Source organism: Actinoalloteichus sp. AHMU CJ021, assembly GCF_002895405.1.
GTDB classification, from domain to species: Bacteria; Actinomycetota; Actinomycetes; order Mycobacteriales; family Pseudonocardiaceae; genus Actinoalloteichus_B; species Actinoalloteichus_B caeruleus.
Genome location: NZ_CP025990.1, coordinates 4,436,527 through 4,462,532, shown reverse-complemented (window position 1 = coordinate 4,462,532; position 26,006 = coordinate 4,436,527). Strand labels below are relative to the sequence as shown.

Below are 26,006 nucleotides of genomic sequence, written 5' to 3'. Positions count from 1 at the left end.
GACACACATCTATTTAGAGAGCAATCTATCCATGCCTGTTTCGATGCCTGTCTATCCAAGGGAGTACTCATGTCGCGCCTGCAACTGGCCCTCCGGGTGGGTGACCTGGACGCCTCGATCGCCTTCTACACCAAGCTCCTGGGTGTCGAGCCGGCCAAGCTGCGCCCGGGCTACGCCAACTTCGCCGTCACCGAACCGCCGCTCAAGCTCGTGCTGCTGGAGGGTGAGCCCGCACAGGACACCGTCCTGGACCACCTCGGTGTCGAGGTCGAGACCAGCGAGCAGGTGGGCACGGCGACCCGCCGCCTTTCCGAGCTGGGCCTGTTCACCGAAGTGGAGAACGACACCACCTGCTGCTACGCGGTGCAGGACAAGGTCTGGGTCCACGGCCCGGGCAGCGAGCCGTGGGAGGTCTACGTCGTCAAGGACGACTCCGCCGACTACGGCACGAACCCGGAGCTGACCACCACGCCCGAGCGAGCCGCTCCGAGCGCGTGCTGTTCCTGAACACCCGGCGGACACCCGGTGGGCGAGCATGGCCGCTCACCGGGTGCGCACCCACCAGCTCGACCTGACCCGACGACCCTGCCGCCCGCCTCCGGGCCACCGCCGCCACGGTCCGAACCGTCTCGCCCCGCCACAAGATCGACACCTTCGGTAGTTGTGGAGTGATCGCACGACGACCGGGAGGTTCGGTGAACAACGGTGGCCACAGCACGACGGGTCTGCTGGCGGGGGTGGGGACGACGATGGCGCTCGCCCCGCTGGCCGGGGTGGAGACGACCGTCCCCCTCTTACTCACCGGCGGCCTGGTGGCCGCCGGAGCCGCGCTCCTGCCCGACATCGACCACGACGGCTCCACCGTCTCCAGGTCCGGGGGCGCCTTGACCGCCCTGCTGGCCAGCGGAGCCCAGTCGGTGTCCCGGTTCGCGTACCGGGTCACCCGCACCCGGCACGACCTGCCCGGCGACGGCGCGCACCGCTACCTCACCCACACCCCCGTCGCGGCCCTGGCCGTCGGGCTGGTCGTCGGCCTCGCCCAACATCTCACCCACTGGGTGATCGTGGGGGTGCTGCTGCTCTGCCTGACCGCGTCCGTCCGGTCCCTCAGCTACGCGCTCCCGCGCGGCGTGCGGCAGGTGACCCGCGCCCACCGGCGGCTCTGGTCGGCCGGTTACGCGATCGTCCTCACGGTCGTCCTGGTCCGGACGGGCGCCACCGACGGCATGGGCTGGCCGCTCGGAGCCGTCGTCGCCGTCGGGATGCTGGTCCACGTCGCCGGGGACGCCGTCACCGAGTACGGGGTTCCGATGGCGTGGCCGCTCAGACTGCGCTGCCCGTCGCGGGCGTGCCGGCGCCCCGCGCGGTCCGGCCGTCGGCGTCGGTGCCCCGGCCGGCGCTGGCACCGGCTGCACCTGCTCCCCCGGCGCCTGCGCTTCCGCACCGGCAGCCGGGTGGAGAAGGCCGTCCAGGCGGTCAGCCTGCTCGGCACCGGGGGACTGCTGCTGGCGGTGGGCCTCACCGGCTGACCGTCCGGCTCGTCACCGCCCCCGACGGCGACCCGGCTCCCGGGTCGCCCACGACCCGCGCCCCCTGCCGCCCGGAGCGGTGGGGGCCGCCCTCCCACCTTCAGAAACCGAGGCGGCGGAGCTGCTTGGGGTCGCGCTGCCAGTCCTTGGACACCTTCACGTGGAGGTCCAGGTAGATCTTCGTCCCCAGCAGCTTCTGGATGTGCTGCCGCGCGGTGGCCCCCACCTCGCGGAGCCGCTGGCCGCGTTGCCCGATGACGATGGACTTCTGGCTGGAGCGCTCCACGTGGACCACCGCGTAGACGTCCACCAGGTCGTCCCGCCCCTCCCTGGGCGCCATCTCGTCGATGGTCACGGCGATGGAGTGCGGCAGTTCGTCCCGCACCCCCTCCAGCGCGGCCTCCCGGATCAGCTCGGCCACCAGTGTGGCCTCCGGCTCGTCGGTGAGCTCCCCGTCCGGGTAGAGCGGGGGACCGACCGGGAGGCGGCCGACCAGCAGGTCGGCCACGACATCCACCTGGTAGCCGTCCACGGCCGAGACGGGCACCAGTTCGGCGAAGTCCATCAGCTCCTGGAGGGCCAGCAGCTGCTCGGCGACCCGCTGCTGCGGCACGAGGTCGGTCTTGGTGACGATGCCGACCACGGGCGTCTTGCGGGCGATCGACCGCAGCTCGGTGGCGATGTACTTGTCACCGGGACCGATGCGCTGGTCAGCCGGGACGCAGAAGCCGACGACGTCGACCTCCGACCAGGTCTCCCGCACCACGTCGTTGAGCCGCTGCCCGAGCAGGGTGCGCGGGCGGTGCAGGCCCGGGGTGTCCACCACCACGAGCTGGGCGTCCGGCCGGTGCACGATGCCACGGATGGCGTGCCGCGTGGTCTGGGGCTTGCTGGAGGTGATGGCCACCTTCGTGCCGATCAACGCGTTCGTCAGGGTGGACTTGCCCGCGTTCGGGCGCCCGACGAAGCAGGCGAAGCCGGACCGGAAGTCGTCAGCCGGGGTGGTCATGCCCCCCATTGTCGCTGACGGTGCCGCACCTCTGGGCACCCCCGGCCCGTGACCAGCGCCTCCTGGGCGGGCCCCGCCGGCGCGGGGCCTCGCGAGGGCGACCCCCGCCGCCGTGCGCACCGAGGTGGAGCGGGCCGCCATCGCCGCGAGGCTCGGGGGGTCGCGGTTCACCCCCGGCTTCGGTGAGGTCCTGTCGCGGCTGGTGCGGAACGGGCTCGGCACGCACGCGGCACGCCGACCGCGCCGTGGCGTCGTCCCCCGACACGGGCTGGCCGACCGCCGAGGCGAGCGCGCGTGCCCCAGCTGCTCACCACGGAGGCATCCCCTCGCCCCGCACCGCCGAAAGGCGGGCGGGACGGTCGGGCGAGCCCAGGCGCCAGGGATCCGATCCGGGACGGCTCAGGAGCCGAACACCTCCGCCGATGCGAGCGGAACGCGTCCGAGGCGCGGGACCCACCGCCGGGGCGGCTCTCAGCCGTTGACGGCCCCGGCGGCCACCACTGCCCCGCTGGCGTCCGCGCGGATCAGCAGGGCGTCAGGGGTGAGGTCGTGGATCACGGCACGGGAGGCCTCGTCGACGTCACCGGCCTCGGTGACCACGGCCACCGCCTCCAGCCCCTCCGCGCCGCTGGCCACCGCCGCGGCCACGGCCGCCTGGACGGCGGTGAGCCGCAGCGACGGCAGGGTGACGGTGGCGGCCGCGTAGGTCCGGCCGTCCAGGTCCCGAACCGCCGCGCCCTCGGCCGCGCCCGTCCTGGCGCGTACGGACCTCGCGAGGACCACGATCTTGCTGTCCTCCTGACCCAGTTCAGTGGTGACGGCCGGCGATTCAGCCACGGGCGGCGCTCCCTTCCTGGTCATGACTGTCAGCGATCGCCCGCTGGGCCGCCTCGGCCTCCGCGGGCTCGGTGTCCACCGCGCTGGTGGGTCGGCGCCGGGCCGGGCCCGTCCGCCGCGCCAGCAGCGTCGTGATCCGAATCCGTCCCCGGTTGTCCTTGCCGCCCTCCGCCCGCAGCCACAGGCCGTCGATGTCGGCCTCGGCACCGGGCAGCGGGACCCGGCCCAGCCGGTGGGCCAACAATCCGCCGGCGGTGTCGACGTCGTGTTCCTCCAGCTCGAGGTCGAACAACTCCGCCAGGTCGTCCAACGGCAGCCGGGCACTCACCCTCGCGGTGCCGTCCGGCAGCATCTCGACCGGCGGACGCTCCCCCACGTCGTGCTCGTCGGTGATCTCGCCGACGATCTCCTCGAGGATGTCCTCGATCGTCAACAGGCCCGCGGTGCCGCCGTACTCGTCCACCGCCACGGCCAGGTGGTTGCGGGAGATCTGCATCTCCTTGAGCAGGTCCACCAGGCGCTTGGAGTCGGGCACCAACGCGACCGGCCGCATCAGGTCGGAGACCGGGGTGTGGGTGCCCGACGTGCGGTCGAGCGCCGCCGGACCGCTCGCCTCCACCGCGTGCCGGACCAGGTCCTTCAGGTTGACCACGCCGACGATGTCGTCGACGCTCTCGCCGATCACCGGCACCCGCGTGTACCCGGTGCGCAGGCACAACGCCAGGGCCTGGCGGACGGTCTTGTGCTGCTCGATCCACACGATCTCGGTGCGGGGCACCATCACCTCGCGGGCGACGGTCCCCCCGAGGTCGAAGATCGAGTGGATCATCTGGCTCTCGCCCGCCGCGACCACACCCCGCTGCTCGGCCATGTCGACCAGCTCGCGCAGCTCGACCTCCGAGGAGAACGGTCCCTCCCGGAAACCCCGGCCCGGGGTGATCGCGTTGCCGACCAGGATGAGCAGCCGGCTCAAGGGGCTGAGCACCCTGGCGAGCAACCACACCGGTCCGGCCAGCAGGCAACCCACGCCGTAGGGGTGCTGCCGGCCGATCGTCCTCGGTCCCACCCCGATGAGGGCGTAGGACACGACGAGCATCACCAGCCCGGCGATGAGCACCGCCAGCCAGTCGGGGTCGAACGCCTCCACGACCACGACCGTGACCAGCACGGTCGCCGTGAGCTCGCACCCCAGGCGCAGCAGGACGAGCAGGTTGATGTGCCGGGGTCGGTCGGCGACGACGGCGGCGAGCCGGGAGGCGCCGTTGCGCCCGGCCCGGACCATTTCCTCGACGCGGGCCCGGGAGACCGTGCTGATCGCCGAGTCCGCCGCCGCGAAGACCCCTGCCAGCGCCACCAGCAGGATCGCGACCGGGAGGAACACCGGAAGGCTCGACATGCTCAGCTCCTCGCCTCAGCTGCCGGTGTCGCCCGACCGGTGGTCGGGCGCCTCGGCCGCGGAATCGTCATCCAGCCCGACCGCGCCCAACACCCGCGAGTCGGCGCTGTGCTGCCTGGCGAGCCGCCTGGCCTCGGTGAACTCGTGTTGGAACTCGGCGAGCAGCCGGTTCTGGAGCGCGAACATCTCCCGCTCCTCGGCCGGTTCCGCGTGGTCGTACCCGAGGAGGTGCAGCACGCCGTGGATGGTCAGCAGGTGCAGCTCATGGCTCAGGCTGTGACCGGCCTTCTTGGCCTGGTCCCGGGCGAACTCGGGGCACAGCACGATGTCCCCCAGCAACGCGGGGCCGGAACCACCGGCGTCCGGTCGCCGCGCGGAGTCCAGCTCGTCCATCGGGAAGGCCATCACGTCGGTCGGCCCCGGCAGGTCCATCCACCGCTCGTGCAGGTCGGACATCGTGTCCAGCTCCACGAGCAGCACCGACAGCTCGGCGAGCGGGCTGACCCCCATCTGGTCGAGGGCGTACCGCGCGGCCGCCACCACGGACTTCTCGTCGATGGCCACGCCGGATTCGTTGGCGATCTCGATACTCATGTCGTTCACCGGTCCCGGCGCCGGCCGCGGCCCTGCCGCCCGGCCGAGCCACGACCCCGGTCCGATTCCTCCTGGTCGTCAGAGTTGTTGTCGTGCCGGGCGTGCCAACGGTCGTAGGCCTCCACGATGTCGCTGACCAGCCGGTGTCGGACCACGTCTTTGCTGGTCAACGTGGAGAAGTGGACGTCGTCCACGCCCTCGAGGACGTCCCGGACCATACGGAGCCCGCTGGTCGCCCCGCTGGGCAGGTCGACCTGGGTCACGTCACCGGTGACGACGATCTTCGATCCGAAGCCGAGGCGGGTGAGGAACATCTTCATCTGTTCCAGCGTGGTGTTCTGCGCCTCGTCCAGGATGATGAAGGCGTCGTTCAGGGTGCGCCCTCGCATGTACGCCAGCGGAGCGACCTCGATCGTGCCGGCCTGCGTCAGCCGGGGCACCGAGTCGGGGTCGATCATGTCGTGCAGCGCGTCGTAGAGGGGCCGCAGGTACGGGTCGATCTTCTCGTAGAGGGTGCCGGGCAGGTAGCCCAGGCGTTCCCCGGCCTCCACGGCCGGGCGGGTCAGGATGATGCGGTTGACCTGCTTCGCCTGGAGCGCCTGCACCGCCTTGGCCATCGCCAGGTAGGTCTTGCCCGTTCCCGCCGGGCCGATCCCGAAGACCACCGTGTGGTGGTCGATGGCCTCGACGTACCTCTTCTGGTTCAGCGTCTTGGGGCGGATCGAGCGGCCGCGGCGGGAGAGGATGTCCAGGCTCAGCACCTCGGCGGGCGACTCGCCGCTGTCGGCGGAGAGCATGCCCACCGTGCGGCGCACCACGTCCGGTTTGAGGTGTTCTCCCCTGCCCACGAGCGTCACCAGCTCGTTGAACAGGCGCTCGGCGAAGGCCACGTCGGCAGGGGCCCCCGAGAGGGTGACCTCGTTGCCCCGGACGTGGACATCGGCGCTGACCAGCCCCTCCAACGCGCGGAGGTTCTCGTCCTGGGAGCCCAGCAGCCCCAGGACGAGGGGGTCGGGAACGACGATGCTGGAGCGTGCCCGCCCTGGCCCGCCCGCCGACCCGTTGCCTGCTGTGTTCGCCGCTCCGGCCGGGGCGGTCCCGCCCCCCGATGTCGTGTCGACACTGCGAGCGGTTCTCGCTGCGGATCCAGCCACGTGCTCTCGGGCCTGCCTTCTGCGCCTGCGCGCGCCTCTCGACTCCCGTCCGGTGCGCCCGGCGCCGAACGGCCACGCCACGATGCTAGCTGGCCCGGGCGCCGGGACGCACTGTTGATTCGACTACCCGCGCACGGGGTGACGGGACGTGCTCCCTCGTCACGCGTCCGAGGGAGCCTTGAGCACGCCTCCCACGAGGCCGCCGAGCGGCTCACCGCCGAGCAGGTGCAGGTGGGCGTGGAAGACGGTCTGCCCCGCGTCGGCACCGGTGTTGAACAACGTCCGGTAGCCCGTGCCGGTCAGCCCCTCCTCCTCGGCGACCCCGGCCGCGACGTTGAGCATGTCCACCAACAGCGACGGCTCCTCGCGCCCCACCTCGGCGGCGTCCGCGTAGTGGGCCCTCGGGATCACGAGCACATGGGTGGGCGCCTGCGGGTTGATGTCCCGGAACGCCACCACGGTGTCGGTCTCCCGCACGATCGTGCTCGGCAGCTCACCGGCGACGACACGGCAGAACAGGCAGTCCGCTTCCGCTTCACTCATGGCCCCAGGCTAATGCTTCACGATCAGATCCGGGTCACGTCACCACCGGCCGGTCAGCGCGCCCAGCGCACCCAGCGCCACCACCCCGGCGGTGGAGGCGCGGAGCACGGTGCGCCCCATGCGCACCGGGACCGCCCCACCCTCGGTGAGCGCGGCCAACTCGCGGTCGGTGATCCCGCCCTCCGGGCCGACGACCAGCAGCACCTCCCCGGAGGCGGGGAGGGGCACGGCTGGCAGGGGCTGGTCGGCGACCTCGTGGAGGACCAGCGCGAGGTCGGCGGAGGCCACCCGAGCGGCGAGCCCGCTCAGGCCCAGCGGCTCCTCGACCGCCGGCAGCCAGGCCCGCCGGGCCTGTTTCGCCGCGGACCGGGCCGACGACCGCCAGCGGGTCAGCCCCTTCGCGCCACGCGGGCCGTCCTCCCACTTCGCCACGCACCGCTCGGCCCGCCACGGCACGACCGCGTCGACACCGGCCTCGGTGGCGAGTTCGACCGCCAGCTCGCCCCGGTCGCCCTTGACCAGCGCCTGGGCGAGGGTCACCCGCAGCGCCGGAGCGGGTTCGAACCAGTGCTCCAGGATCTCCGCGCGCAGTTCACCCCGGCCGAGCGAGGTCACCCGGCAGCGGGCCCGGCCGCCCGCTCCGTCGCCGAGCAGCAGCTCCTCCCCCGCCCGCAGCCGCCGCACGGTCGACGCGTGCCGCCCCTCCTCGCCGGTCAGGTCCACCTCGCCGGCCTCGGGCAGCCCGTCGACGAGGAAGACGGGGAGCCCGGCCGTGCGGCGGTCCCGGTCCCGCACCTCAGCGGTGACCGAACGAGTCGCGCAGCCGGGAGAAGAGCCCGCCGCTCCTGCCGTTGGTGTGGGCGGCGGCCAGGTCCTCCTGTTCCTCACCGCGCAGCGCGGCCAGCTCCCGGAGCAGTTCCGTCTGCCGGCTGTCGAGCCGGGTGGGCACCGCGACCTCCAGGTGGACGTGCAGGTCACCGGTGCCGGCGGTGCGCCCGTTCGGACGCAGCTTGGGCATGCCACGCCCGCTGAGCAGCACCTCGGTGCCCGACTGGGTGCCGGGTTCGACGCGGATCTCCTCGGCGCCGTGCAGGGTCTCCAACGGGATGACCGTTCCGAGGGCGGCAGCCGTCATCGGGATCGACAACGTGCAGTGCAGCTCCGCGCCCTCGCGCACGAAGACCTCGTGGGGTAGCTCGACGACCTCGACGTAGAGGTCACCGGCCGGGCCGCCGCCCACGCCGACCTCCCCCTGGTTGCTCAGGCGCACCCGCATGCCGTCCCCGACACCGGCGGGGATCTTCACGGTGATCTCGCGGCGGGCGCGGACCCGGCCCTCACCGTCGCAGCGGCGGCAGGGGTCGGGGATGACCTCGCCGTACCCCTTGCAGGTGGGGCAGGGCCGCGCCGTGACGACCTGGCCGAGGAACGACCGCTGCACGGACTGGACCTCGCCGCGACCGCCGCACGTGTCGCACATCTCCGGTACGGAGTCGTTCTGGCAGCCGGTCCCGTGGCACAGGTCGCAGACGATCGCCGTGTCGACGGCGATCTCCTTGCTGATGCCGCTGGCGCACTCCTCCAGCGTGAGCTCCAGCCGGAGCAGGGCGTCCTTGCCGGGCTGCACCCGGCTGCGGGGGCCGCGTCCTCCGCCGCCCGGGCCGCCACCACCGAAGAAGGCGTCCATGATGTCGCCGAGCCCGAACCCGGCGAACGGGTCGGACGCTCCCCGACCGCCACCACCGCCGCCGTTGGCGAGCGGGTCACCGCCCAGGTCGACGATCTTGCGCTTCTGCGGGTCCGACAGCACCTCGTAGGCGGCGGTCACCTCCCGGAAGCGCTGCTGGGCGTCCGCATCCGGGTTGACGTCGGGGTGCAGTTCCCTGGCCAGCTTGCGGTAGGCCCGCTTGAGCTGGTCCGGCGTGGCGTCCCGGCTCACTCCGAGCAAGCCGTAGTAGTCCTTGGCCACCTTCTCCAGTCCTCCTGTCGCAGCCGCCGCCACCCGCGGCTGCCGCGCTCTCGCTCGGTTCGCGCGCCCCCACGGCGCGCACCTCGGTTGCCGGCAGTGGCACCCGCTCCTCGGGTCGCACCGGGCGGGTCGGCCACTGCCCGTTCGATGGGGTTCCCGTCCATGTTCCACGTCCGGCCCTGGTCTGTCCCACGGCCGGAGGTGGTCAGCGTCCAGCGAGTATCTCCCCCACGTAGGTGGCGACCGCGCGGACCGCCGCCATCGTCCCCGCATAATCCATCCGGGTGGGGCCGACCACCCCCATCCCGCCCAACACCATGTCGTGCACCCCGTAGCCCACCGAGATCACCGAGGTGTCCCGCATCTCCCGCGCCTCGTTCTCCCCGCCGATGCGCACCGTCACGGTGCCGGAGTCGCGGGCCGTGGCGAGGAGCTTGAGCACGACGACCTGTTCCTCCAGCGCCTCCAGCACCTGGCGCAGCGAACCGGGGAAGTCGGTGATGTTGCGGGTGAGGTTCGCCGTGCCACCCAGCACGAGCCGCTCCTCCGGGTGCTCCACCAACGACTCGATCAGCACCCCGCACACCCGCAGCACCGAGTCCCGCAGTTCGGCGGGGGCCTGCTCGGGCAGCTCGGCGACCTTCGCGGACGCCTCGGGCAGGCGTTGCCCGACCATCGCGGAGTTCAGGATGGTGCGCAACCTGCCGACGTCGTCCTCGCCGATGACGTCGGCGAGGTCGACCATCCGCTGGTCGACCCGACCGGTGTCGGTGATGAGCACCAACATCAGCCGCGCCGAGGTGATCGGCACGACCTCCAGGTGCCGCACCGTCGACCGCGTGAGCGTCGGGTACTGCACGACGGCGACCTGCCTGGTCAGCTGGGCGAGCAACCGCACGCTGCGCCGCAGGACGTCGTCGAGGTCGAGCGCGCCGTCCAGGAAGCTGCGGATGGCCCGCCGCTCCGCCCGCGACAGCGGCTTCACCTCGCTGAGCCGGTCGACGAACAGGCGGTAGCCCTTGTCCGTCGGGACCCGGCCAGCGCTGGTGTGCGGCTGGGTGATCAGCCCGTCTTCCTCCAACGCGGCCATGTCGTTGCGCACGGTCGCGCTGGAGACGCCGAGGTTGTGCCGGTCGACGATCGCCTTGGAACCGACCGGTTCGTGGGTGGAGACGTAGTCGGCGACGATCGCGCGCAGCACCTCGAATCGGCGTTCCTCCGCGGTCGCCATCAGGTGCCTCCCACCTCGTCCGGATGCCTGGGTAGACGACACCGCCGACCCGGTGGCCGGGGCGCGCCTGATCCAAGTTTAGTGGTGTCAGGGGACCGTGAGGTCAGCCTTCCTCGGCCGCGGCTCGATCGTGACGCCCGGCGACGGTACCGGTACCGGGTGACAGGCGATCAGGCGACCAGTCGGCGGACCACGCCGTCGGCGAGGAGCCGCCCCCTCCTGGTCAGCACCGCCCGTCCCGACCGCAGCGCCTCCGGGTCGAGCAGCCCCTCCGAGGCCGCGGCCTCGGCCTCGGCGCGCGCCGACCCGGCCAGCACCTCCACGGGGAGCCCGTCGACGACCCGCAGCTCCAGCAGCACCCGCTCCACCAGCTGGTCCGCCTCCGCCAGGACCTCCCGCCCGGCGGCGGGGGTGCGTCCCTGGGTGAGGAGACCCGCGTAGCGGGCCGGGTGCTTGACGTTCCACCACCGCACCCCGCCGACGTGGCTGTGGGCGCCCGGGCCGACTCCCCACCAGTCGCCCCCCGTCCAGTAGCCGAGGTTGTGCCGGCACCGCGCCCCCGGTCCGGCTGAGGTCAGTGCCCAGTTGGACACCTCGTACCAGCCGAACCCGGCTCGGCCCAGGGTGTCGTCGAGGAGTTCGTAGCGGGCGGCGAGCACGTCGTCGTCCGGGGCGGGCAGGTCCCCGCGCCGCACCCTCCTGGCCAGGGCCGTCCCGTCCTCGACGATGAGCGCGTAGGCCGAGACGTGGTCAACACCGGCCTCGACGACCGTGTCCAGCGACGCCAGCAGGTCCTGGTCGGTCTCGCCGGGCGTTCCGTAGATGAGGTCGAGGTTGACGTGCTCGAACCCCGCCGCCCGGGCTTCCCTCGCCGAGGCGGCGGCCCGCCCCGGCGAATGCTGGCGGTCCAGGACGGCGAGCACGTGCCGGGCGGCGGACTGCATGCCCAGCGAAACCCGGGTGTACCCGCCGGCGCGGAGGGTCTCGAAGAACCGGGGAGAGGTGGACTCCGGGTTCGCCTCGGTGGTCACCTCCGCGTCCGGGGCGAGCCCGAGGGTGTCGCGGATCCAGCCCAGCACCTCGACCAGGCGGTCCGCGCCCAACAGGGAGGGGGTGCCCCCTCCGACGAAGACCGTGTCGACGGGCCGTCCGTCGCCGAGGACGGTGGCCGCGAGTTCCAGTTCCCGGCGCGCCGCCTCCGCCCAGGAGTCGGGGGAGGCAGCCCCGCCCAGCTCGCCGGGGGTGTAGGTGTTGAAGTCGCAGTAGCCGCACCGGGTGGCGCAGAACGGGACGTGGACGTAGACACCGAAGGGCCGCCGTCCGAAGGTGGACAGCGCTTCCGGGGGCAGGGAACCGTCCGAGGGGACCGGCTCACCGTCGGGCAGGGTCGAGGGCACCTCCGCAGTGTTCCACCGCGCCGTCGACGACCAGACGGGCGGTGGAGGACCGCTCCCCGCGGTCGTGGGCGGGCTCTCCACGTGACCGGGTCCACGCCGCCCCGCCCGGTGGTGGCCCCGAGGCGCCGACCGGATCCCACCCCCACGACCACGGGAGGACCGTCCCCGCCGCCGTTTCCCACCATGCGGTCGGGGGTGGACCGGGGTTCACGCCCGTGGCAGGCTCGAAGCCATGACCGCACTGCGTATGCGACTGGTAGCTCGACGTCACGTCGACTACAAGCGCGTCGCCAGCGCACTGTGCCGTCCCGGCCGCTAGACCCGCGCCGCTCTCCTCTTCCACCAGCAGGCGCCGGGTGCGTCGGCTGGTCCTCCCTCCGCCCGTCTCCCGGGCGTCGGCCACCGCACCCCGCGCGCACCGTCCGAACGTCGGAGGTCACGCATGGTTTCCCCACCCGAGGCGACGAGCACGCCCCCACGTCGTCGTGGTGAAGGGCAGTGGGCCCTGGGGTACCGGGAGCCGCTCAACCCCAACGAGCGGTCCAAGAAGGACGACAACCCGCTGAACGTGCGCTCCCGCATCGAGTCCCGGTACGCCGCCGGCGGGTTCGCCAGCATCGACCCGGCGGACCTGCGCGGCAGGTTCCGCTGGTGGGGCCTGTACACCCAGCGCCGCCCCGGGATCGACGGCGGGCGCACGGCCGTGCTGGCCCCGGAGGAACTCGACGACGAGTACTTCATGCTCCGGGTCAGGATCGACGGCGGAGCGCTGACGACGGAACAGCTCCGCGTCATCGGGGAGGTGTCCCAGACCTACGCGCGGGACACCGCCGACATCACCGACCGGCAGAACGTCCAGCTCCACTGGGTGCGCATCGAGGACGTACCGGCCATCTGGCGGGAGCTGGAGGCCGTGGGGCTGTCGACCACCGAGGCGTGCGGGGACTGCCCCCGGGTGGTGCTGGGCTCCCCGGTGGCCGGGATCGCCGAGGACGAGATCGTCGACGGCACTCCCGCCATCGAGGAGATCACCCGCCGCTACATCGGTGACCCCGAGCTGTCCAACCTGCCCCGCAAGTTCAAGTCGGCGGTGTCCGGGTCCCCCCGCCAGGACGTGGTGCACGAGACCAACTGCGTGTCCTTCGTCGGCGTCGACCACCCCGAACACGGCCCGGGGTTCGACGTGTGGGTCGGCGGTGGGCTGTCCACCAACCCCCGGCTGGCGGTGCGACTGGGGGCGTGGGTCCCCCTCGACGACGTCCCGGACGTGTGGCACGGCGTCGTGCGGATCTTCCGCGACTACGGCTACCGGCGGCTGCGGCACCGGGCGCGCCTGAAGTTCCTCGTCGCCGACTGGGGTGCCGAACGGTTCCGGCAGGTGCTGGAGGAGGAGTACCTGGGCCGGCGGCTCACCGACGGTCCCGCTCCCCCGCCGGCCGTTCGGGACCGCGACCACGTCGGGGTGCACCGGCAACGCGACGGCCGCTACTACGTGGGCGCGACCACCGTCGCGGGGCGGGTCTCCGGGTCGACCCTGGTGGCGCTGGCCAAGGCGGCCGAGCGCGCCGGGTCCGGCCGGGTCCGCACCACCGTGCACCAGAACCTCCTGGTGCTCGACGTGCCCGAGGCGCAGCTGGCCGCGCTGCGGTCCGATCTGGACTCCCTCGGGCTGCGCTCGGACGACCGGCCGTGGCGGCGGGGCGTCATGGCGTGCACCGGCATCGAGTTCTGCAAGCTCGCGATCGTCGAGACCAAGGGCCGGGCCGCGGAGTTGGTGTCCGAGTTGGAACGGCGCCTCGCCGACGTGGGATCGGACCTCGGTGACCCGGTCACCGTGAACATCAACGGCTGCCCGAACGCCTGCGCCCGCACCCAGGTCGCCGACATCGGCCTCAAGGGGCAGATCGTCCGGGCCGAGGACGGCCGGCAGGTCGAGGGGTTCCAGGTGCACCTGGGCGGTGGGCTGGGCCTGGACGCCGGGTTCGGCCGGAAGCTGCGGGGGCTGAAGGTGACCGCCGAGGAGCTGCCGGACTACGTGGAACGCGTGGTCCGTCGGTACGTGGAGCAGCGTGAACCGGGGGAACGGTTCGCGCGGTGGGCGCAGCGGGCCGAGGCCGGGGCGCTCACGTGACCGACCGAGCCGTCCCCCACTACTGCCCGTACTGCGCGGACGAGGACCTGTACCCGGAAGCCGACCACGCCGGGGCCTGGCGCTGCGGCGCGTGCCGGCGCGTCTTCGCGGTGCGCATGCTCGGCCTCGCCTTACCGGAGGTGTCCCCATGAGCGCCACCCGCCCGAGGGCCAACGGAGCCGGCCCCGCCCCCGACAACACGGACGCGCGACGGGCGGAGTCGCGCGCGCTGGCCGAGCACGGCGCCCGCGAGCTGGCCGGAGCGGACGCCGCCACCGTCCTGGCGTGGACCGCGCGGACCTTCGGCGACGACTGGATCGTCGCCTCCAACATGCAGGACGCGGTGTTGGTCCACCTCGCGTCCCGGGCTCGGCCCGGTGTCGCGGTCCTCTTCCTCGACACCGGTTACCACTTCGCCGAGACCATCGGCACCCGTGACGCGGTGGCCACCACCTATCCGGTGCGGGTGGTCGACGTGGTCCCCGAGCGCACGGTGTCCGAGCAGGACGCGATCGAGGGACCGGACCTGTTCGCCCGCGACCCCGACCGGTGCTGCGCGCTGCGGAAGGTCGCACCGTTGCGCCGCACGCTCTCCGGCTACCGCGCCTGGGTGACCGGGGTGCGGAGGGTGGAGGCACCGACGCGGGCGGACACGCCGTCGGTGACCTTCGACGAACGCCACGGCCTGGTGAAGGTGAACCCCCTCGCCTTCTGGAGCGACGAGGACATGGCCGACTACGCCGCCGAACACCAGGTGCTGGTCAACCCGCTGGTGGCGGCCGGCTACCCCTCCATCGGCTGTCGACCGTGCACCAGTCGTCCCGCGCCCGGTTCCGACCCGCGCAGCGGGCGGTGGGCCGGCCTGCGGAAGACGGAGTGCGGGCTGCACGGCTGACACGGCCCCGACCCGTGACCGGCGGGCGACCAGTCCTGCGCCCGCCCCGCATCCCCCTCCACACCACCGCCACCGATCCGCCGTGAGAGAGGCGCCGATGGGCAACGTCACGCCGCACACCCCACCCCAGCACTCCCCGTCCCCGCCGATGGTCGCCGTCGCCCCGCCAGTCGGTTCCGAGGCCGACCCGCTGTCCACGCTGGACGCGCTCGAATCGGAGGCGATCCACGTCCTCCGGGAGGCCGCGGGGGAGTTCGACCGGCCGGTGATCCTGTTCTCCGGTGGGAAGGACTCCACGCTGCTCGTCTGGTTGGCGATCAAGGCGTTCTGGCCGGCGCCGGTGCCCTTCCCGCTGCTGCACGTCGACACCGGGCACAACTTCCCCGAGGTCCTGGAGTTCCGGGACCGCCTGGTCGCCGAGCACGGCCTGCGGCTGGTCGTCGCCGAGGTCGAGCACTGGCTGGCCGACGGCCGACTGGTCGAACGCCCCGACGGCACCCGCAACCCGCTCCAGACGGTGCCGTTGCTGGACAGCATCGCCGAGCACCGGTTCGACGCGGTCTTCGGCGGGGGCCGCCGGGACGAGGAGCGGGCCAGGGCCAAGGAGCGGGTCTTCAGCCCGCGCGACTCCTTCGGCCAGTGGGAGCCCCGCCGGCAGCGCCCGGAGTTGTGGAACCTGTACAACGGTCGCCACCAGCCCGGGGAGCACGTCCGGGTGTTCCCGCTGTCGAACTGGACCGAACTCGACGTCTGGGCCTACATCGCGCGGGAGGGCGTGCCGCTGCCCTCGCTGTACTTCGCCCACGAGCGGGAGGTGTTCGCCCGCGACGGGATGTTGCTGACCAGTGGGCCGTGGGGTGGGCCTCGGGACGGTGAGGCCGTCCGCCGCGCCACGATCCGCTACCGCACCGTCGGTGACGGTTCCTGCACGGGGGCGGTGGAGTCCACCGCCTCGACGGTGGACGAGGTGATCGACGAGGTCGCGGCCAGCCGGTTGACCGAGCGCGGGGCGACCCGCGCCGACGACCGGCTCTCCGAGGCCGCCATGGAGGACCGCAAGAGGGAGGGCTACTTCTGATGGTCGGTGCGCGACACGGCGAGAACACCCGCGGCCTGCTCCGCCTGGCCACCGCCGGCAGCGTGGACGACGGCAAGTCCACGCTGGTGGGTCGGCTGCTGCACGACACGAAGTCGGTCCTCGCCGACCAGCTGGACGCCGTCACCCGCGCCAGCGCGGACCGGGGCCTGGCGACGCCGGACCTGTCCCTGCTGGTCGACGGCCTCCGCGCGGAACGGGAGCAGGGCATCACCATCGACGTCGCCTACCGCTACTTCGCCACGCCCCGCCGCACCTTCGTCCTGGCCGACACGCCCGGCCATGTGCAGTACACCCGCAACACGGTGACCGGGATGTCGACCGCGCAGCTGGCCGTGCTCCTCGTCGACGCGCGGCGCGGGCTGCTGGAGCAGACACGTCGGCACGCCGCCGTGGCCGCCCTGCTCGGGGTCCCCCACCTCGTCCTCGCGGTCAACAAGATCGACCTCGTCGGCTACGACCAGGGGACCTACGAGTCGATCGCCAAGGACTTCGCCACCCACGCCTCGGCGCTGGGCTACCCGGCCGGGCGCGTGCGGTCGGTGCCGGTGTCGGCGTTGGTCGGCGACAACGTGGCACGCCCGTCGACGGCGACTCCCTGGTACGCGGGACCGACCTTGCTGGAGCTGTTGGAGACCACCCCGGTGGCGACCGACCACCGCGACGCGCCCTTCCGGTTCCCCGTGCAGTACGTGATCCGCCCGCGCACCCCGGAGCACCCCGACTACCGGGGCTACGCCGGGCAGGTGGCCTCCGGGACGGTCCGGCCCGGTGACCGCGTCACCGTCTCACCCGCCGGCCTGACCAGCACGGTGGCGCGCATCGACACGGCGGACGGCCCGCTCCCGCACGCGGTGCCGGGCCAGTCGGTGACCCTCGTGCTGGGCGACGACCTCGACATCGGGCGGGGCGACCTGATCGCGGGCGCGACGTCGGCCCCCACTCCCAGGGAGGAACTCGACGCCGTGCTGTGCTGGTTGGCCGACCGCCCGCTGCGCCCCGGGACCCGGCTCCTGGTCAAGCACGGCACCCGCACCGTGCCGGCGATCGTCACCGAACTCGCCGCCCGCTTCGACGAACAGCGGTTGGGGTCGTCACCGGCCCCGGACCTGCTGGAGCTGAACGACATCGGGCGGGTGCGGATCAGGTGCGCCCAGGCGCTGCCCGTCGACGACTACGCCGACTCCCACCGGACCGGCGCGTTCCTGCTGATCGACCCCGCCGACGGCACGACCGCCGCCGCCGGTCTCGTCGGCCGTCCCCTGCCGGTGATCCCCGACGGCGACGGTCCCGCCGGGTCGTCGTCCCCGGGCCCACTCGGCCACGACGCGTGACCGCGACACCGAGAGGAACGGGAACGAGCATGACCACCACCCCCGTGCGGAGAGGGTCCGCCCGCGCCGTCGCGGTCGGCGCCGCGCTGCTCCTGGCCGCGACCGCGTGCAGCCGCGCCGACCGGGTGGACGAGGCGGACGGCCCGGCGGACCTGGGGGCCGCCGCCGAGCTGCGCCTCGGCTACTTCCCCAACGTGACCCACGCGGCGGCGGTGGCCGGGGTGAGCGAGGGCTTCTTCGCGGAGGAACTCGGCGACACCGAGCTGGTCCCCCAGACCTTCAACGCCGGCCCGGACGCGGTCGGCGCGTTGCTCGGCGACTCGCTCGACGCCACCTTCATCGGTTCCAACCCCGCCCTCACCGCGTTCCAGGAGTCCGGCGGCGCCCACACCCGGCTGGTCGCCGGAGCCACCTCCGGTGGGGCGCAGCTGGTGGTGCGGGCGGACATCGACGGCCCGGAGGACCTGCTCGGCGAGTCGGTGGCCACCCCCCAGCTGGCCAACACCCAGGACGTGGCCGCGAAGAAGTGGTTGGTGGACCTCGACCTGCCCAGCGGGGACGGCCCGGACCAGGTGACCGTGCAGAACATCAGGAACCCGGACACGCTGAACCTGTTCCGGGAGGGAGCGGTGGCCGGGGGCTGGCTCCCCGAGCCGTGGGCCTCACGCCTGGTCGTGGAGGCGGACGCCGAGGTCCTCGTCGACGAACGGGACCTGTGGGACGGGGGTGCCTTCCCCACCACCGTGCTCATCGTCCGCACCCAGTACCTGCGGGAGCACCCGGAGACCGTCGAGGCCCTGGTGCGGGGGCTGCTGCGGAGCACCGACTGGGTTGAGGAGGACCTCGGGCGCGCCAAGGCCGTGGTCAACGCCGAACTGGACCGCCTGGCCGGGGCCCCGCTGGACCAGGCCGTGCTCGACCGGGCCTTCGAGAACATCGACCTGGACCTCGACCCGCTGGCCGCGACGTTCCCCCGCCTGGCCGAGGACGCGGTCACCGCCGGGCTCAGCCCGGCCGTCCCGGACCTCCACGGCCTGGTCGACGTCGGACCGCTGAACAACGTGCTCGCCGAGGCCGGCCGGCCCCCGGTGGACGACGCCGGGCTGGGTGAGGGATGACCACCCGCGCCGCCACCCGGCGGGGACCGGGTCCAGGCACCGGTACCCGCTCGCGACCCGTGACAGACGACGCCTCCCCGGTGCGCACCGGGGGCCGCGCAGGAGGGCAGACACCATGACCGCCGTCACCGACACCACGACCTCCCCCCAGCGCGCCGACAGCCCGGAACGGGAGGTCGCGGTCCGCCTGCGCGGCGTCGGCCGGTCGTTCGGAGCGGGGCCGCGCTCCGTCGTCGCGCTCGACGGCGTCGACCTGGCGGTGCGGGCGGGCGAGTTCGTCTGCCTCCTCGGTGCCTCGGGCTGCGGGAAGAGCACGCTGCTGAACCTCGTGGCCGGACTGGACGAGCCCACGGCGGGGTCGGTGGACGTGTCCACGGGACGCCCGGCCGTCATGTTCCAGGAGCCGGGCCTGATGCCGTGGTTGAGCGCCAGGCGCAACGTCGAGCTGCCGCTCCGGGTGGCCGGTCTCGGTCGCGCCGCACGGCGCGCCGTCGCCGAGGAACTGCTCGACCTGGTCCGCCTCGGCGGCCAGGGGTCCCGGCGTCCGCACCAGCTCTCGGGTGGCATGCGGCAACGGGTGGCGTTGGCCAGGGCACTGGCCTGCACCAGGACCGGCGCGACCGGTCTTCCGCTGCTGCTGATGGACGAGCCGTTCGGGGCGTTGGACGCCATCACCCGGGACATCCTCCAGGCCGAGCTGCTGCGGGTGTGGCGGGCGACGGGGGCGGCGGTGGTCTTCGTGACCCACGACGTGCGGGAGGCGGTGCGCCTGGCCGAAAGGGTGGTCCTGCTGTCCTCCCGACCGGGGCGGGTGGTGCGCGAGTGGACGCTCCGCTCCTCCGGCGGTGACGGCGGTGCCGCGCTCGGCCCGACCGGGGTGGCCGAGGCCGAGGTCACCGAGGAGATCACGACGGCCCTTCGGGAGGTGATCTCCAGTCATGGCAGGCACTGAGACCGGCTCCCGCGCCGAGGCCGACGGCCTGGCCGACGTGGCAGCCGGCCTCGACGCGCTGGACACCCCGGTGGAGCGCGGGACGCCCTGGTGGCGGCGGCTGCTCACCAGGGCGGTACCGCCGGTCGTGGCCGTCCTCGCCGTGTTGGCGGTGTGGCAGGCCCTGTGGGCCGCGGCGATCTGGCCGGAGTTCAAGCTCCCCGCTCCGGCCGCGGTCGGTGAGCACGTGGGTGGCCTGGTGGGCGACGGGGAGATCTGGGGGGTGCTGTGGGTCTCGGTCCACCGCGCGGTCCTCGGGTTCCTCACCGCGGTGATCATCGCCACGCCGCTGGGGCTGCTGGTGGCGAGGGTTCCCCTCCTGCGCAACGCCGTCGGCCCCCTCATCACGGGGCTTCAGAGCCTCCCGTCGGTGGCCTGGGTCCCCGCCGCGATCCTGTGGTTCGGGCTGACCCCGGCGACCATCTACGCCGTGGTGCTGTTGGGGTCGGTGCCCTCGATCATGAACGGGCTCATGTCCGGGCTGGACCAGGTCCCTCCCCTGTTGACCAGGGTGGGGAAGGCGGTGGGCGCCGGGCCCCTCACGAGCGCCCGCCTGGTGTCGCTGCCCGCCGCGCTGCCCGGTTACCTGGCCGGTTGCAAGCAGGGTTGGGCGTTCTCCTGGCGTTCGCTGATGGCGGCCGAACTGATCGCGAACTCGCCCCAGCTCGGGGTGGGCCTGGGGCAGACCCTGGAACAGGCGAGGGCCATGAACAGCATGTCCGGTGTGATCGCAGCCATCTTGCTCATCCTCCTCGTCGGAATCAGCATTGAACTGCTCGTCTTCCGACCTGTGGAGCGGCGGGTACTGCGCGGCCGCGGCCTGGCCGGGGCGGTGTGAACCGGCGGGCCGGTTCCGACACGAGGACATGCTGAGGTGGTGCCCGATGTTGCTCGCTGTCGCTCACGGCAGTCGTGACCCCCGCTCGGCCGCGACGATCTCCACGTTGATGGACGTCGTCAGGACGTTGCGCCCGGACCTGGAGGTGCGGCTGTCCTTCCTGGAGCTGTCCGCGCCCCGCTTCGGGGAGGTGCTGTCCCGGGTGGACGGGCCGGTCACCGTGGTGCCGCTGCTGCTGTCCCACGCCTACCACGCCGGTGTGGACGTGCCCGGCTCGATCGAAGCCGTCCGCCGGGGCAGGCCGGAGGTCGACGTCCGCGTCGCCGAGGTCCTCGGACCCGATCCCGTGTTGGAGTCGTCGGTGCTGCGCCGGCTGGCCGAAGCCGAGGTGGGTCCGCGCGAGCCGGACACCGGGGTCGTGCTCGCCGCGGCCGGTTCCGCCCACGAACCCGCGAACGCCCTGGTCCGCGGCATCGCCAGCCGGTGGGCCGCCTCGGGCGGGTGGGCCGGGGTGGAACCCGCCTTCGCGGCGGCGGCCGACCCGGCGGTCGACGTGGCGGTGGAACGCCTGCGGGCCGCCGGTGCGCGCCGCATCGCGGTCGCCCCCTGGTTCCTGGCCCCGGGGCTGCTGCTGACCAGGGTCGTCGACCGGGTCCGCGACCTCGCCCCGGACGCCACGATCGCCGCCCCGATCGGCGCGGACATCGAACTGGCCCAACTGGTGCTGCGCCGCTTCCACGCCGCCGAGTGCGCGCCCCCGCGCCGCCGCTACGCCTGACCGGGGCTGGGAACGGTCCTCGACCGCCCCGGGCAGCGCGGTGGGGTGCTCCTCGGTCGCGCGGGCCTCGTGCCCGACCGCCCTCGGGCACTCGTGCCGGAGGTCACACCCGGGCTACCGTGCGGTATGGCCGACCGACTGATCGACTACTCGCTGCGGGACGGGGTGGCGGTCCTCACCCTCGACTCACCGCACAACCGGAACGCGCTCTCGACCCGGCTCCGGGGCGAGCTCAGGGACCTGCTGCTCACCGTCCGGGAGGACGAGGCGGTACGCGTGGTGCTGCTCAGCCACACCGGCCCGGTGTTCTGCTCGGGAATGGATCTGAAGGAGTCCCGGGGCGGTACCGCCGACCAGCAGGGCGTGCGCGAACTGCCGGAACTGATGGAGCTGGTGGCTTCCTGCCCGAAACCCGTGGTCGTCCGGGCCGCGGGACCGGCCAGGGCCGGCGGCGTCGGCCTCCTCGCCTCCGCCGACATCGTCGTGGCCGCCTCGACCGCCACCTTCGCGTTCACCGAGGTCCGACTGGGGCTGGTGCCGGCGGTCATCTCCGTGCCGCTGCTGCGTCGAATGGCCGCCACCGCCGTGTCGGAACTCCTCCTGACCGGGGAGACCTTCGGCGCCGACCGGGCCGCGGCGCTGGGGCTGGTCAACTCCGCCGTACCGGAGGCCGACCTCGACGACGAGGTGGCCCGCTACCTGGACATGCTCGGGCGGGGGGCGCCGGGGGCGTTGACGGCGACCAAGGCCCTGTTGCGGGAGACCACCGCCAGGCAGGTCCCGGCCGACTACCCCGCCCTGCTCACCCTGTCCGCCGGGCACTTCGCCGGCCCGGAAGGGCAGGAGGGGATGCGGGCCTTCGCCGAGAAGCGCCCCCCGGCCTGGGTGCCCACCCCCACCCGGTGACCCACCCCGGTGGGGCCGCGCGGCGGCACCAGTCGGTTCCGGCGGCCCCGGTCATGCCCACTGCTGCCAGGCCCAGGCGACGAGGACGAGCAGGATCAGTCCCAGCAGCACGACGGTGACGCGACGGGAAGAACTCACTGGGCGGTCCCCTCGTGGTGCCGGGTGGTGTCGGTGTTCGGCGCGCTGGGCTGGTCCGGTTTCCCGTCGGCGGGTCGAAGGCGGGACCGCCGGTATCGGCGCAGGCGCGCGGAGACACCGTCGACGCCCCGGTCGATCACGAAGGCCGCCAGCCACGCCAACGGCAACAGGACCGCCATGACCAGTACGAACTGGAGCACGAACGGGAGCTGGGCCATCCACAGCTCCACTCCGTCCCACCAGCTGACCAGTGCCGAGAACACGGGAGGAGCCTACGCGCCGCCCTCCTCGGGGTGGCCGGGTACCACCTGGCGCGGCGCGCGGTGGTCGACCGGACGCCCCGGGGGCGTGTCCGACCGGGTTCCACCCTCCCGCCGGGTCCGGCCGACCCGCCGAGGTGGTGGTCGCGCCCGCGCGGGCCACGCTCGGCGCTCACCCGGTGGGCGGAGGTGCGCTCCCCGGGGCCGGCGGAGTTCCGCACGGCGGCCGTGACCGGGTGTTCCTCCGGCGGGGCGGCACACCGGAGCGCACCATGTCCTCGGAGACCAGGTCGCCCGTAGGGTCGGCCTGGCGGGAACCGCCCCCCGGGGGCGGAACCAGTGTGGGGCCTGGTCCCGCCAGCAGGGCACGGCAGGGCATGGGAGGGGTTCGAGATGGGACGCGGGAACGACGCCGGCACGATCGGGGGCGGCGGATGACCTCCCCCGCCGGGCGACCCTCCGCCAGGATCGAACCGATCGACCTCTCCTCCCAGGTGGGGGAGGTGATCGACCTGGCCCGGCGGGCGATGGCGGCGGCCGACCAGCCCTTCGCCGAGCACACCGCCAACTACCTGCCGCGTGTCGTCGACCTCCCCGGTCTGCTGGCCCTCGGTGTGCGCGAACGGTCGCGCCTGGTGGGGGTCGCCGTCGGGTGGCCCTGCGGCCAGCACCCCAGCTGGCCCGCGATGGTCGGGCCCGCGCTGGTGGCCACCGGGAACCTGCACTGGTTGGAGGGCTCCTTCGAGCTCGCGGAACTCCAGGTCAGCCCCGAGCACCACGGCCAGGGCCTGGGCACCGCGCTGGTTCACGCGGTGGAGGGGAGCACCACGTCGGACCGGATCGTCCTCCAGGCCAATGTCGCCAACCGGCGGGCGAGGGAGTTCTACCGCCGTCGCGGGTTCCGGGTCCTCAGCGGGCCCTACCAGTGGCTGCGCCGGCCGCGTTTCCTCGTGCTCGGCGCCCGGCTACCGCTGACGTGAGGGCGCGGTGGCGTGGTGAACGCCGGCCGCTCCCGGGCCGCCGCCTCTCGTCACGGCCTCCGGGTCACGCCATGCTCGTCGTGGCCGCGGCGCGGGCGGCGCGCACCTTGTCCGCCCACTCCTGGGGCAGGTCGTCGAGCGCCTGGCAGACGTGGTCCACGAGGTCGGGGCGGCGACGCTGCTTCACGGCGAAGACCTCGGCCACCGTGACACCGTGCGCCGGTCTGCTCAGCACCTCGACCCGGTCACCCGCCGAGACCAGTCCCTCCTCGTCGACGGCGAGGTAGGCCCCGGTCCGGCCCCGCTCGGTGAACCGGCGGACGAAACGCTCGGCCTCCCAGAACCCGGCGAAGACCCGGCAGGGGGTGCGCGGGCCGGTCACCCTGAGCACGGCCGACCCGATCCGCCACCGTTCACCGATGACGGCGTCGCTGCTGTCCATCCCGTCCAGGGTGAGGTTCTCCCCGGCGTTGCCGGGCACCAGCTCCCTGCCGAGCTCCTGGGACCAGTAGCGGAGTTCGGCCAACTCGAACGCGTAGGCCGCGCGGTACCAGCCGCCGTGGCTGGCGGTGTCGACGATGGTGTCGCCGGCCACCCCCGCACCCGTCAGGGACACCGGCCCGGGAACGGCCCGCTTGTCGATTCCCGAACTGCCCATCCGCCCGGTCCAGGCGCCATGACGGACCACGGCGACGTTGACCGAGACCACTTCTCCCATCGCTCGAATCTAGAAGACCCCGCTTATCACCCACAAGAGTGGTGTGGTGGGTGTCCCGGAACCCCACCCCCAGCGCACGGCGGGCCACGCTCCGGCGCCACCCCTCCGGCGCCGAGGCCGTACCGAGGGGTGTCCCGGCTCCGCCGTCCTCGCGTCCGCGACGGGTACGGCGTTCGGGCGGAAGGTCTGGGCCAACCGCCACGCGTCAGCACTCGGTGCGGACACCACCACCCACGGTGACTACTGTCGACTCACAGGACGACGGTACGGGTTGGCGCGACGCGCCACGGGGGGACGAACGCGAACGGACTCGAGATCCGCCCGCTCCAGCACGGCCGCCGCCCTGCGCAACGCCTGTCCGCCGTGTGTCGGAGGGAGTCGTGATGCGGGGACAGCCGAACCTGGCCCTCGCCCGTCGTCGAGCCAAGGCGGTGCTGGCCACCCTGGACATCCCGGTCCCGTGGTCGCTGACCGCCTTCCTGAGTTCCATCGAACGCCAACGGGGACGACGCATCCTCCTCGTCCCCTCGACGATGAGCAGGTACGCCGCCGTGGCGTCCGGGCTGTGGATCAGCCGGGGCGAGGAGGACCTCATCGTCTACGACGCCACGGCCAGCCCGTTGCACCGGCAGAACACCGTGTTCCACGAGCTGGCGCACATGCTCCTGGGGCACCGGGGCCGCCCGCTGTCCGGCGGTACCCAGGGCAACCAGCCGCCGCTCATGATGCACAGACAGCACTACGAGGACCAGCTGGAACTGGAGGCGGAGACCTTGGCGTACGAGATGTGGCGAGCCGTGGGGCAGCGACTCCTGACCCGACACGGCACGGCGGGCCGGCTGGCCGGCGCCTTCGAGGCACCACCGGGGGTCAGGCATGCGTGACGCCATCCAGCTGCTGGTCATCGCGGTCGTGCTGTCCGGAGGGGTGCTCAAGCTCCTGCACCTGCGACGCTCGGAGAGCGAACACCGCGCCGCGTTGCGGGCGATGTGCCTCGGCCTGATCGCCCTGTCCGTGGCGTTGGTCCTCGAACTCGACGCGGTCACCCCGGCCCTGGTGGAGGCGCTGGGCTGGGAGTACTCCTACGCCCTCCGGCACACCCCGGTGCTGGTGGCGATCTTCGCCTGGCGGGTCTTCTTCCTCTGCTGGGTCTGGGAGGCCGGCCCCACCAGGGACCGCCGGGTGCGGGCCCACCTGTGGGTCCTGCTCGGCGTGCTCGCGGCACGCTGGCTGATCGCGGTCCTGTCCCCCGTCGGCGACGCCCACGCCGCCCTGACCTCGGACTGGAGCCAGGCGCCGTGGTCGGCGGCGGGGATGCTGCTCTACGCCTGCTACATGGGTCTCACGGCGCTCGGGGTGACGTACCTGACGATCGTGTGGGCACGGGACCCGGGGACCCGCCCCTGGACCCGGCGGGGCCTGCGGTTCATCACCGCCGGGTCGATCGTGGCGCTGGCCTACCTCGTCCACAAGGTCGTGTTCATGGTCGCGGTGCTCGCGGGGTGGCAGCCCGGCTACGACCAGTACCAGCTGGAATGGGTCCTGATCGCCACCTCGGCGTTGCTGCACGGGATCGGGACGCTCATGCCGCTGGTCGCCTCCGGGGTGCCGGCCGCGGTCAGGCTGGCCCGGCACCGGGCCGCCTACCGCCGGCTGGGTCCGCTCTGGCTGGCGCTCACCTCGGCCCGCCCCGGGGTGGTGCTCTGCCTGGCCCCGGCCTGGGTCCCCGAGCGGTTCCGACGCCTCTGGGACGCGGTGAACCTGCGCCACCTCGACCTGCGCCTCTACCACCGCGTGGTGGAGTGCTGGGACGTGTTGGTGGCCCTGCACGGCCACATGGACACCCGCCTGCGGGACCGGGCCTACGCCGAGGCGGTGGCCGCCGGGGAGGACGCGGAGAGCGCGGAGGCCATCGCGGAGGCGGTGATGATCAGGGCGGCGCTGCGCCGTGACGAGGACGACCACCGGTTCGTGGAGGAGGCGGCCCGTCCTGGTCGACGGGACCGGCAGGAGACCCTGGCCGACGACATCGGCTGGTGGCAGCGGGTCGGCCGCGCCTGGCACCACCCGGTCACCCGCCAGTTGAGCGGGCGGCTCAGCCCCTCACCCGTTCCGACCGGCTGAGCCGCGCGGCGTCCACCGCCGACCACCGGGAGCCGGGGAC

General features: G+C 73.2%; 26 protein-coding genes and 1 pseudogene. 15 read left to right on the top strand and 12 right to left on the bottom strand.

All coding sequences use genetic code 11. From position 1 onward, the window contains the following. Nucleotides 1-69: 69 nt before the first annotated feature. Both C1701_RS18895 and C1701_RS18890 read left to right on the top strand, forming a co-directional pair. Nucleotides 70-507 (top strand): ArsI/CadI family heavy metal resistance metalloenzyme, encoded by a 438-nt coding sequence (locus C1701_RS18895; RefSeq protein WP_030105558.1) that lies wholly within the window; start codon nucleotides 70-72, stop codon nucleotides 505-507. A 188-nt stretch (nucleotides 508-695) separates the two neighbouring features. Next, nucleotides 696-1,529, top strand: coding sequence for a metal-dependent hydrolase (locus C1701_RS18890; protein ID WP_337661819.1), 834 nt, complete (start codon nucleotides 696-698; stop codon nucleotides 1,527-1,529). A 100-nt stretch (nucleotides 1,530-1,629) separates the two neighbouring features. On the opposite strand, the gene era is transcribed toward C1701_RS18890, so the two are convergent. The 10 genes from era to hemW all read right to left on the bottom strand — a co-directional run bounded on the left by era (nucleotide 1,630) and on the right by hemW (nucleotide 11,659). Next, nucleotides 1,630-2,538, bottom strand: coding sequence for a GTPase Era (era, locus tag C1701_RS18885; RefSeq protein ID WP_026419834.1), 909 nt, complete (start codon nucleotides 2,536-2,538; stop codon nucleotides 1,630-1,632). A gap of 471 nt (nucleotides 2,539-3,009) precedes the next feature. Beyond that, a complete protein-coding gene (locus C1701_RS18880; RefSeq protein WP_051314198.1) occupies nucleotides 3,010-3,399 on the bottom strand; it encodes a hypothetical protein in 390 nt (129 codons plus the stop codon). After that, nucleotides 3,368-4,771, bottom strand: coding sequence for a hemolysin family protein (locus C1701_RS18875; protein ID WP_030105554.1), 1,404 nt, complete (start codon nucleotides 4,769-4,771; stop codon nucleotides 3,368-3,370). The genes C1701_RS18880 and C1701_RS18875 overlap by 32 nt, the downstream gene beginning before the upstream one ends. A 15-nt stretch (nucleotides 4,772-4,786) precedes the next feature. Then, nucleotides 4,787-5,365: an rRNA maturation RNase YbeY gene (ybeY, locus tag C1701_RS18870; protein ID WP_026419831.1), complete on the bottom strand. Its 579-nt coding sequence runs from the start codon at nucleotides 5,363-5,365 to the stop codon at nucleotides 4,787-4,789. Between the two features lie 5 nt (nucleotides 5,366-5,370). Further along, a complete protein-coding gene (locus C1701_RS18865; protein WP_081715600.1) occupies nucleotides 5,371-6,519 on the bottom strand; it encodes a PhoH family protein in 1,149 nt (382 codons plus the stop codon). A 159-nt stretch (nucleotides 6,520-6,678) separates the two neighbouring features. Next, on the bottom strand, nucleotides 6,679-7,062 hold the full coding sequence (locus C1701_RS18860) for a histidine triad nucleotide-binding protein (protein WP_026419829.1): 384 nt from the start codon (nucleotides 7,060-7,062) through the stop codon (nucleotides 6,679-6,681). 39 nt (nucleotides 7,063-7,101) lie between these two features. Next, nucleotides 7,102-7,857, bottom strand: a complete 756-nt coding sequence (locus C1701_RS18855; protein WP_103056362.1) for a 16S rRNA (uracil(1498)-N(3))-methyltransferase — start codon at nucleotides 7,855-7,857, stop codon at nucleotides 7,102-7,104. 1 nt (nucleotide 7,858) lies between these two features. Next, the gene (gene dnaJ / locus C1701_RS18850) at nucleotides 7,859-9,031 is read right to left on the bottom strand and encodes a molecular chaperone DnaJ (protein ID WP_026419827.1); all 1,173 of its coding nucleotides are present in this window, start codon (nucleotides 9,029-9,031) and stop codon (nucleotides 7,859-7,861) included. Nucleotides 9,032-9,236: 205 nt separating this feature from the next. Beyond that, the gene (gene hrcA, locus C1701_RS18845; protein ID WP_026419826.1) at nucleotides 9,237-10,262 is read right to left on the bottom strand and encodes a heat-inducible transcriptional repressor HrcA; all 1,026 of its coding nucleotides are present in this window, start codon (nucleotides 10,260-10,262) and stop codon (nucleotides 9,237-9,239) included. Between the two features lie 170 nt (nucleotides 10,263-10,432). Beyond that, nucleotides 10,433-11,659, bottom strand: coding sequence for a radical SAM family heme chaperone HemW (hemW, locus tag C1701_RS18840; protein WP_103056361.1), 1,227 nt, complete (start codon nucleotides 11,657-11,659; stop codon nucleotides 10,433-10,435). Between the two features lie 442 nt (nucleotides 11,660-12,101). On the opposite strand from hemW, the gene C1701_RS18835 reads away from it, so the two are divergent. The 10 genes and pseudogenes from C1701_RS18835 to C1701_RS18790 all read left to right on the top strand — a co-directional run bounded on the left by C1701_RS18835 (nucleotide 12,102) and on the right by C1701_RS18790 (nucleotide 21,746). Next, nucleotides 12,102-13,790 (top strand): nitrite/sulfite reductase, encoded by a 1,689-nt coding sequence (locus C1701_RS18835; protein ID WP_026419824.1) that lies wholly within the window; start codon nucleotides 12,102-12,104, stop codon nucleotides 13,788-13,790. Then, nucleotides 13,787-13,942, top strand: coding sequence for an Insertion element protein (locus tag C1701_RS18830; RefSeq protein ID WP_103056360.1), 156 nt, complete (start codon nucleotides 13,787-13,789; stop codon nucleotides 13,940-13,942). Before C1701_RS18835 ends, C1701_RS18830 begins: the two co-directional genes overlap by 4 nt. After that, the gene (locus C1701_RS18825) at nucleotides 13,939-14,685 is read left to right on the top strand and encodes a phosphoadenylyl-sulfate reductase (RefSeq protein ID WP_103056359.1); all 747 of its coding nucleotides are present in this window, start codon (nucleotides 13,939-13,941) and stop codon (nucleotides 14,683-14,685) included. Before C1701_RS18830 ends, C1701_RS18825 begins: the two co-directional genes overlap by 4 nt. Nucleotides 14,686-14,833: 148 nt before the next feature. Then, on the top strand, nucleotides 14,834-15,763 hold the full coding sequence (gene cysD / locus C1701_RS18820) for a sulfate adenylyltransferase subunit CysD (protein WP_103057100.1): 930 nt from the start codon (nucleotides 14,834-14,836) through the stop codon (nucleotides 15,761-15,763). Beyond that, on the top strand, nucleotides 15,763-17,115 hold the full coding sequence (locus C1701_RS18815; RefSeq protein ID WP_103056358.1) for a sulfate adenylyltransferase subunit 1: 1,353 nt from the start codon (nucleotides 15,763-15,765) through the stop codon (nucleotides 17,113-17,115). The genes cysD and C1701_RS18815 overlap by 1 nt, the downstream gene beginning before the upstream one ends. A 29-nt stretch (nucleotides 17,116-17,144) precedes the next feature. Then, on the top strand, nucleotides 17,145-18,233 hold the full coding sequence (locus C1701_RS18810) for an ABC transporter substrate-binding protein (protein ID WP_030105339.1): 1,089 nt from the start codon (nucleotides 17,145-17,147) through the stop codon (nucleotides 18,231-18,233). A gap of 283 nt (nucleotides 18,234-18,516) precedes the next feature. After that, nucleotides 18,517-19,185 (top strand): annotated as a pseudogene (locus C1701_RS18805) (ABC transporter ATP-binding protein); the annotation flags it as partial. Beyond that, nucleotides 19,172-20,062: an ABC transporter permease gene (locus C1701_RS18800; RefSeq protein WP_103056357.1), complete on the top strand. Its 891-nt coding sequence runs from the start codon at nucleotides 19,172-19,174 to the stop codon at nucleotides 20,060-20,062. The pseudogene C1701_RS18805 and the gene C1701_RS18800, both read left to right, overlap by 14 nt. 46 nt (nucleotides 20,063-20,108) lie before the next feature. Beyond that, nucleotides 20,109-20,840 (top strand): sirohydrochlorin chelatase, encoded by a 732-nt coding sequence (locus C1701_RS18795; protein ID WP_103056356.1) that lies wholly within the window; start codon nucleotides 20,109-20,111, stop codon nucleotides 20,838-20,840. Between the two features lie 126 nt (nucleotides 20,841-20,966). Continuing rightward, nucleotides 20,967-21,746 carry an enoyl-CoA hydratase-related protein gene (locus tag C1701_RS18790; RefSeq protein WP_103056355.1) on the top strand — a complete coding sequence of 260 codons (780 nt, stop codon included), beginning with the start codon at nucleotides 20,967-20,969 and terminating at the stop codon, nucleotides 21,744-21,746. Nucleotides 21,747-21,880: 134 nt separating this feature from the next. Here the strand turns inward: C1701_RS18790 and C1701_RS18785 are convergent, their stop codons facing one another. Beyond that, the gene (locus tag C1701_RS18785; protein WP_051313850.1) at nucleotides 21,881-22,147 is read right to left on the bottom strand and encodes a hypothetical protein; all 267 of its coding nucleotides are present in this window, start codon (nucleotides 22,145-22,147) and stop codon (nucleotides 21,881-21,883) included. A gap of 431 nt (nucleotides 22,148-22,578) precedes the next feature. Between C1701_RS18785 and C1701_RS18780 the strand changes: the two genes are divergently transcribed. Further along, entirely contained in the window at nucleotides 22,579-23,124 is a 546-nt protein-coding gene (locus C1701_RS18780; protein ID WP_026418465.1) for a GNAT family N-acetyltransferase, read from the top strand. Nucleotides 23,125-23,188: 64 nt separating this feature from the next. Here the strand turns inward: C1701_RS18780 and C1701_RS18775 are convergent, their stop codons facing one another. Further along, on the bottom strand, nucleotides 23,189-23,842 hold the full coding sequence (locus tag C1701_RS18775) for an MOSC domain-containing protein (protein WP_035274310.1): 654 nt from the start codon (nucleotides 23,840-23,842) through the stop codon (nucleotides 23,189-23,191). A 383-nt stretch (nucleotides 23,843-24,225) separates the two neighbouring features. On the opposite strand from C1701_RS18775, the gene C1701_RS18770 reads away from it, so the two are divergent. Both C1701_RS18770 and C1701_RS18765 read left to right on the top strand, forming a co-directional pair. Further along, on the top strand, nucleotides 24,226-24,726 hold the full coding sequence (locus tag C1701_RS18770; RefSeq protein ID WP_051313851.1) for an ImmA/IrrE family metallo-endopeptidase: 501 nt from the start codon (nucleotides 24,226-24,228) through the stop codon (nucleotides 24,724-24,726). After that, nucleotides 24,719-25,966, top strand: a complete 1,248-nt coding sequence (locus tag C1701_RS18765) for an MAB_1171c family putative transporter (protein WP_103056353.1) — start codon at nucleotides 24,719-24,721, stop codon at nucleotides 25,964-25,966. Before C1701_RS18770 ends, C1701_RS18765 begins: the two co-directional genes overlap by 8 nt. Nucleotides 25,967-26,006 lie beyond the last annotated feature (40 nt).

Coding starts and splice junctions, on each gene's coding strand:
- C1701_RS18895 (WP_030105558.1), top strand. CDS start 70: ATGTCGCGCCTGCAACTGGCCCTCCGGGTGGGTGACCTGGACGCCTCG.
- era (WP_026419834.1), bottom strand. CDS start 2,538: ATGACCACCCCGGCTGACGACTTCCGGTCCGGCTTCGCCTGCTTCGTC.
- C1701_RS18880 (WP_051314198.1), bottom strand. CDS start 3,399: ATGACCAGGAAGGGAGCGCCGCCCGTGGCTGAATCGCCGGCCGTCACC.
- C1701_RS18875 (WP_030105554.1), bottom strand. CDS start 4,771: ATGTCGAGCCTTCCGGTGTTCCTCCCGGTCGCGATCCTGCTGGTGGCG.
- ybeY (WP_026419831.1), bottom strand. CDS start 5,365: ATGAGTATCGAGATCGCCAACGAATCCGGCGTGGCCATCGACGAGAAG.
- C1701_RS18860 (WP_026419829.1), bottom strand. CDS start 7,062: ATGAGTGAAGCGGAAGCGGACTGCCTGTTCTGCCGTGTCGTCGCCGGT.
- hrcA (WP_026419826.1), bottom strand. CDS start 10,262: ATGGCGACCGCGGAGGAACGCCGATTCGAGGTGCTGCGCGCGATCGTC.
- C1701_RS18835 (WP_026419824.1), top strand. CDS start 12,102: ATGGTTTCCCCACCCGAGGCGACGAGCACGCCCCCACGTCGTCGTGGT.
- C1701_RS18825 (WP_103056359.1), top strand. CDS start 13,939: ATGAGCGCCACCCGCCCGAGGGCCAACGGAGCCGGCCCCGCCCCCGAC.
- cysD (WP_103057100.1), top strand. CDS start 14,834: ATGGTCGCCGTCGCCCCGCCAGTCGGTTCCGAGGCCGACCCGCTGTCC.
- C1701_RS18815 (WP_103056358.1), top strand. CDS start 15,763: ATGGTCGGTGCGCGACACGGCGAGAACACCCGCGGCCTGCTCCGCCTG.
- C1701_RS18810 (WP_030105339.1), top strand. CDS start 17,145: ATGACCACCACCCCCGTGCGGAGAGGGTCCGCCCGCGCCGTCGCGGTC.
- C1701_RS18800 (WP_103056357.1), top strand. CDS start 19,172: ATGGCAGGCACTGAGACCGGCTCCCGCGCCGAGGCCGACGGCCTGGCC.
- C1701_RS18795 (WP_103056356.1), top strand. CDS start 20,109: ATGTTGCTCGCTGTCGCTCACGGCAGTCGTGACCCCCGCTCGGCCGCG.
- C1701_RS18790 (WP_103056355.1), top strand. CDS start 20,967: ATGGCCGACCGACTGATCGACTACTCGCTGCGGGACGGGGTGGCGGTC.
- C1701_RS18780 (WP_026418465.1), top strand. CDS start 22,579: ATGACCTCCCCCGCCGGGCGACCCTCCGCCAGGATCGAACCGATCGAC.
- C1701_RS18775 (WP_035274310.1), bottom strand. CDS start 23,842: ATGGGAGAAGTGGTCTCGGTCAACGTCGCCGTGGTCCGTCATGGCGCC.
- C1701_RS18770 (WP_051313851.1), top strand. CDS start 24,226: ATGCGGGGACAGCCGAACCTGGCCCTCGCCCGTCGTCGAGCCAAGGCG.
- C1701_RS18765 (WP_103056353.1), top strand. CDS start 24,719: ATGCGTGACGCCATCCAGCTGCTGGTCATCGCGGTCGTGCTGTCCGGA.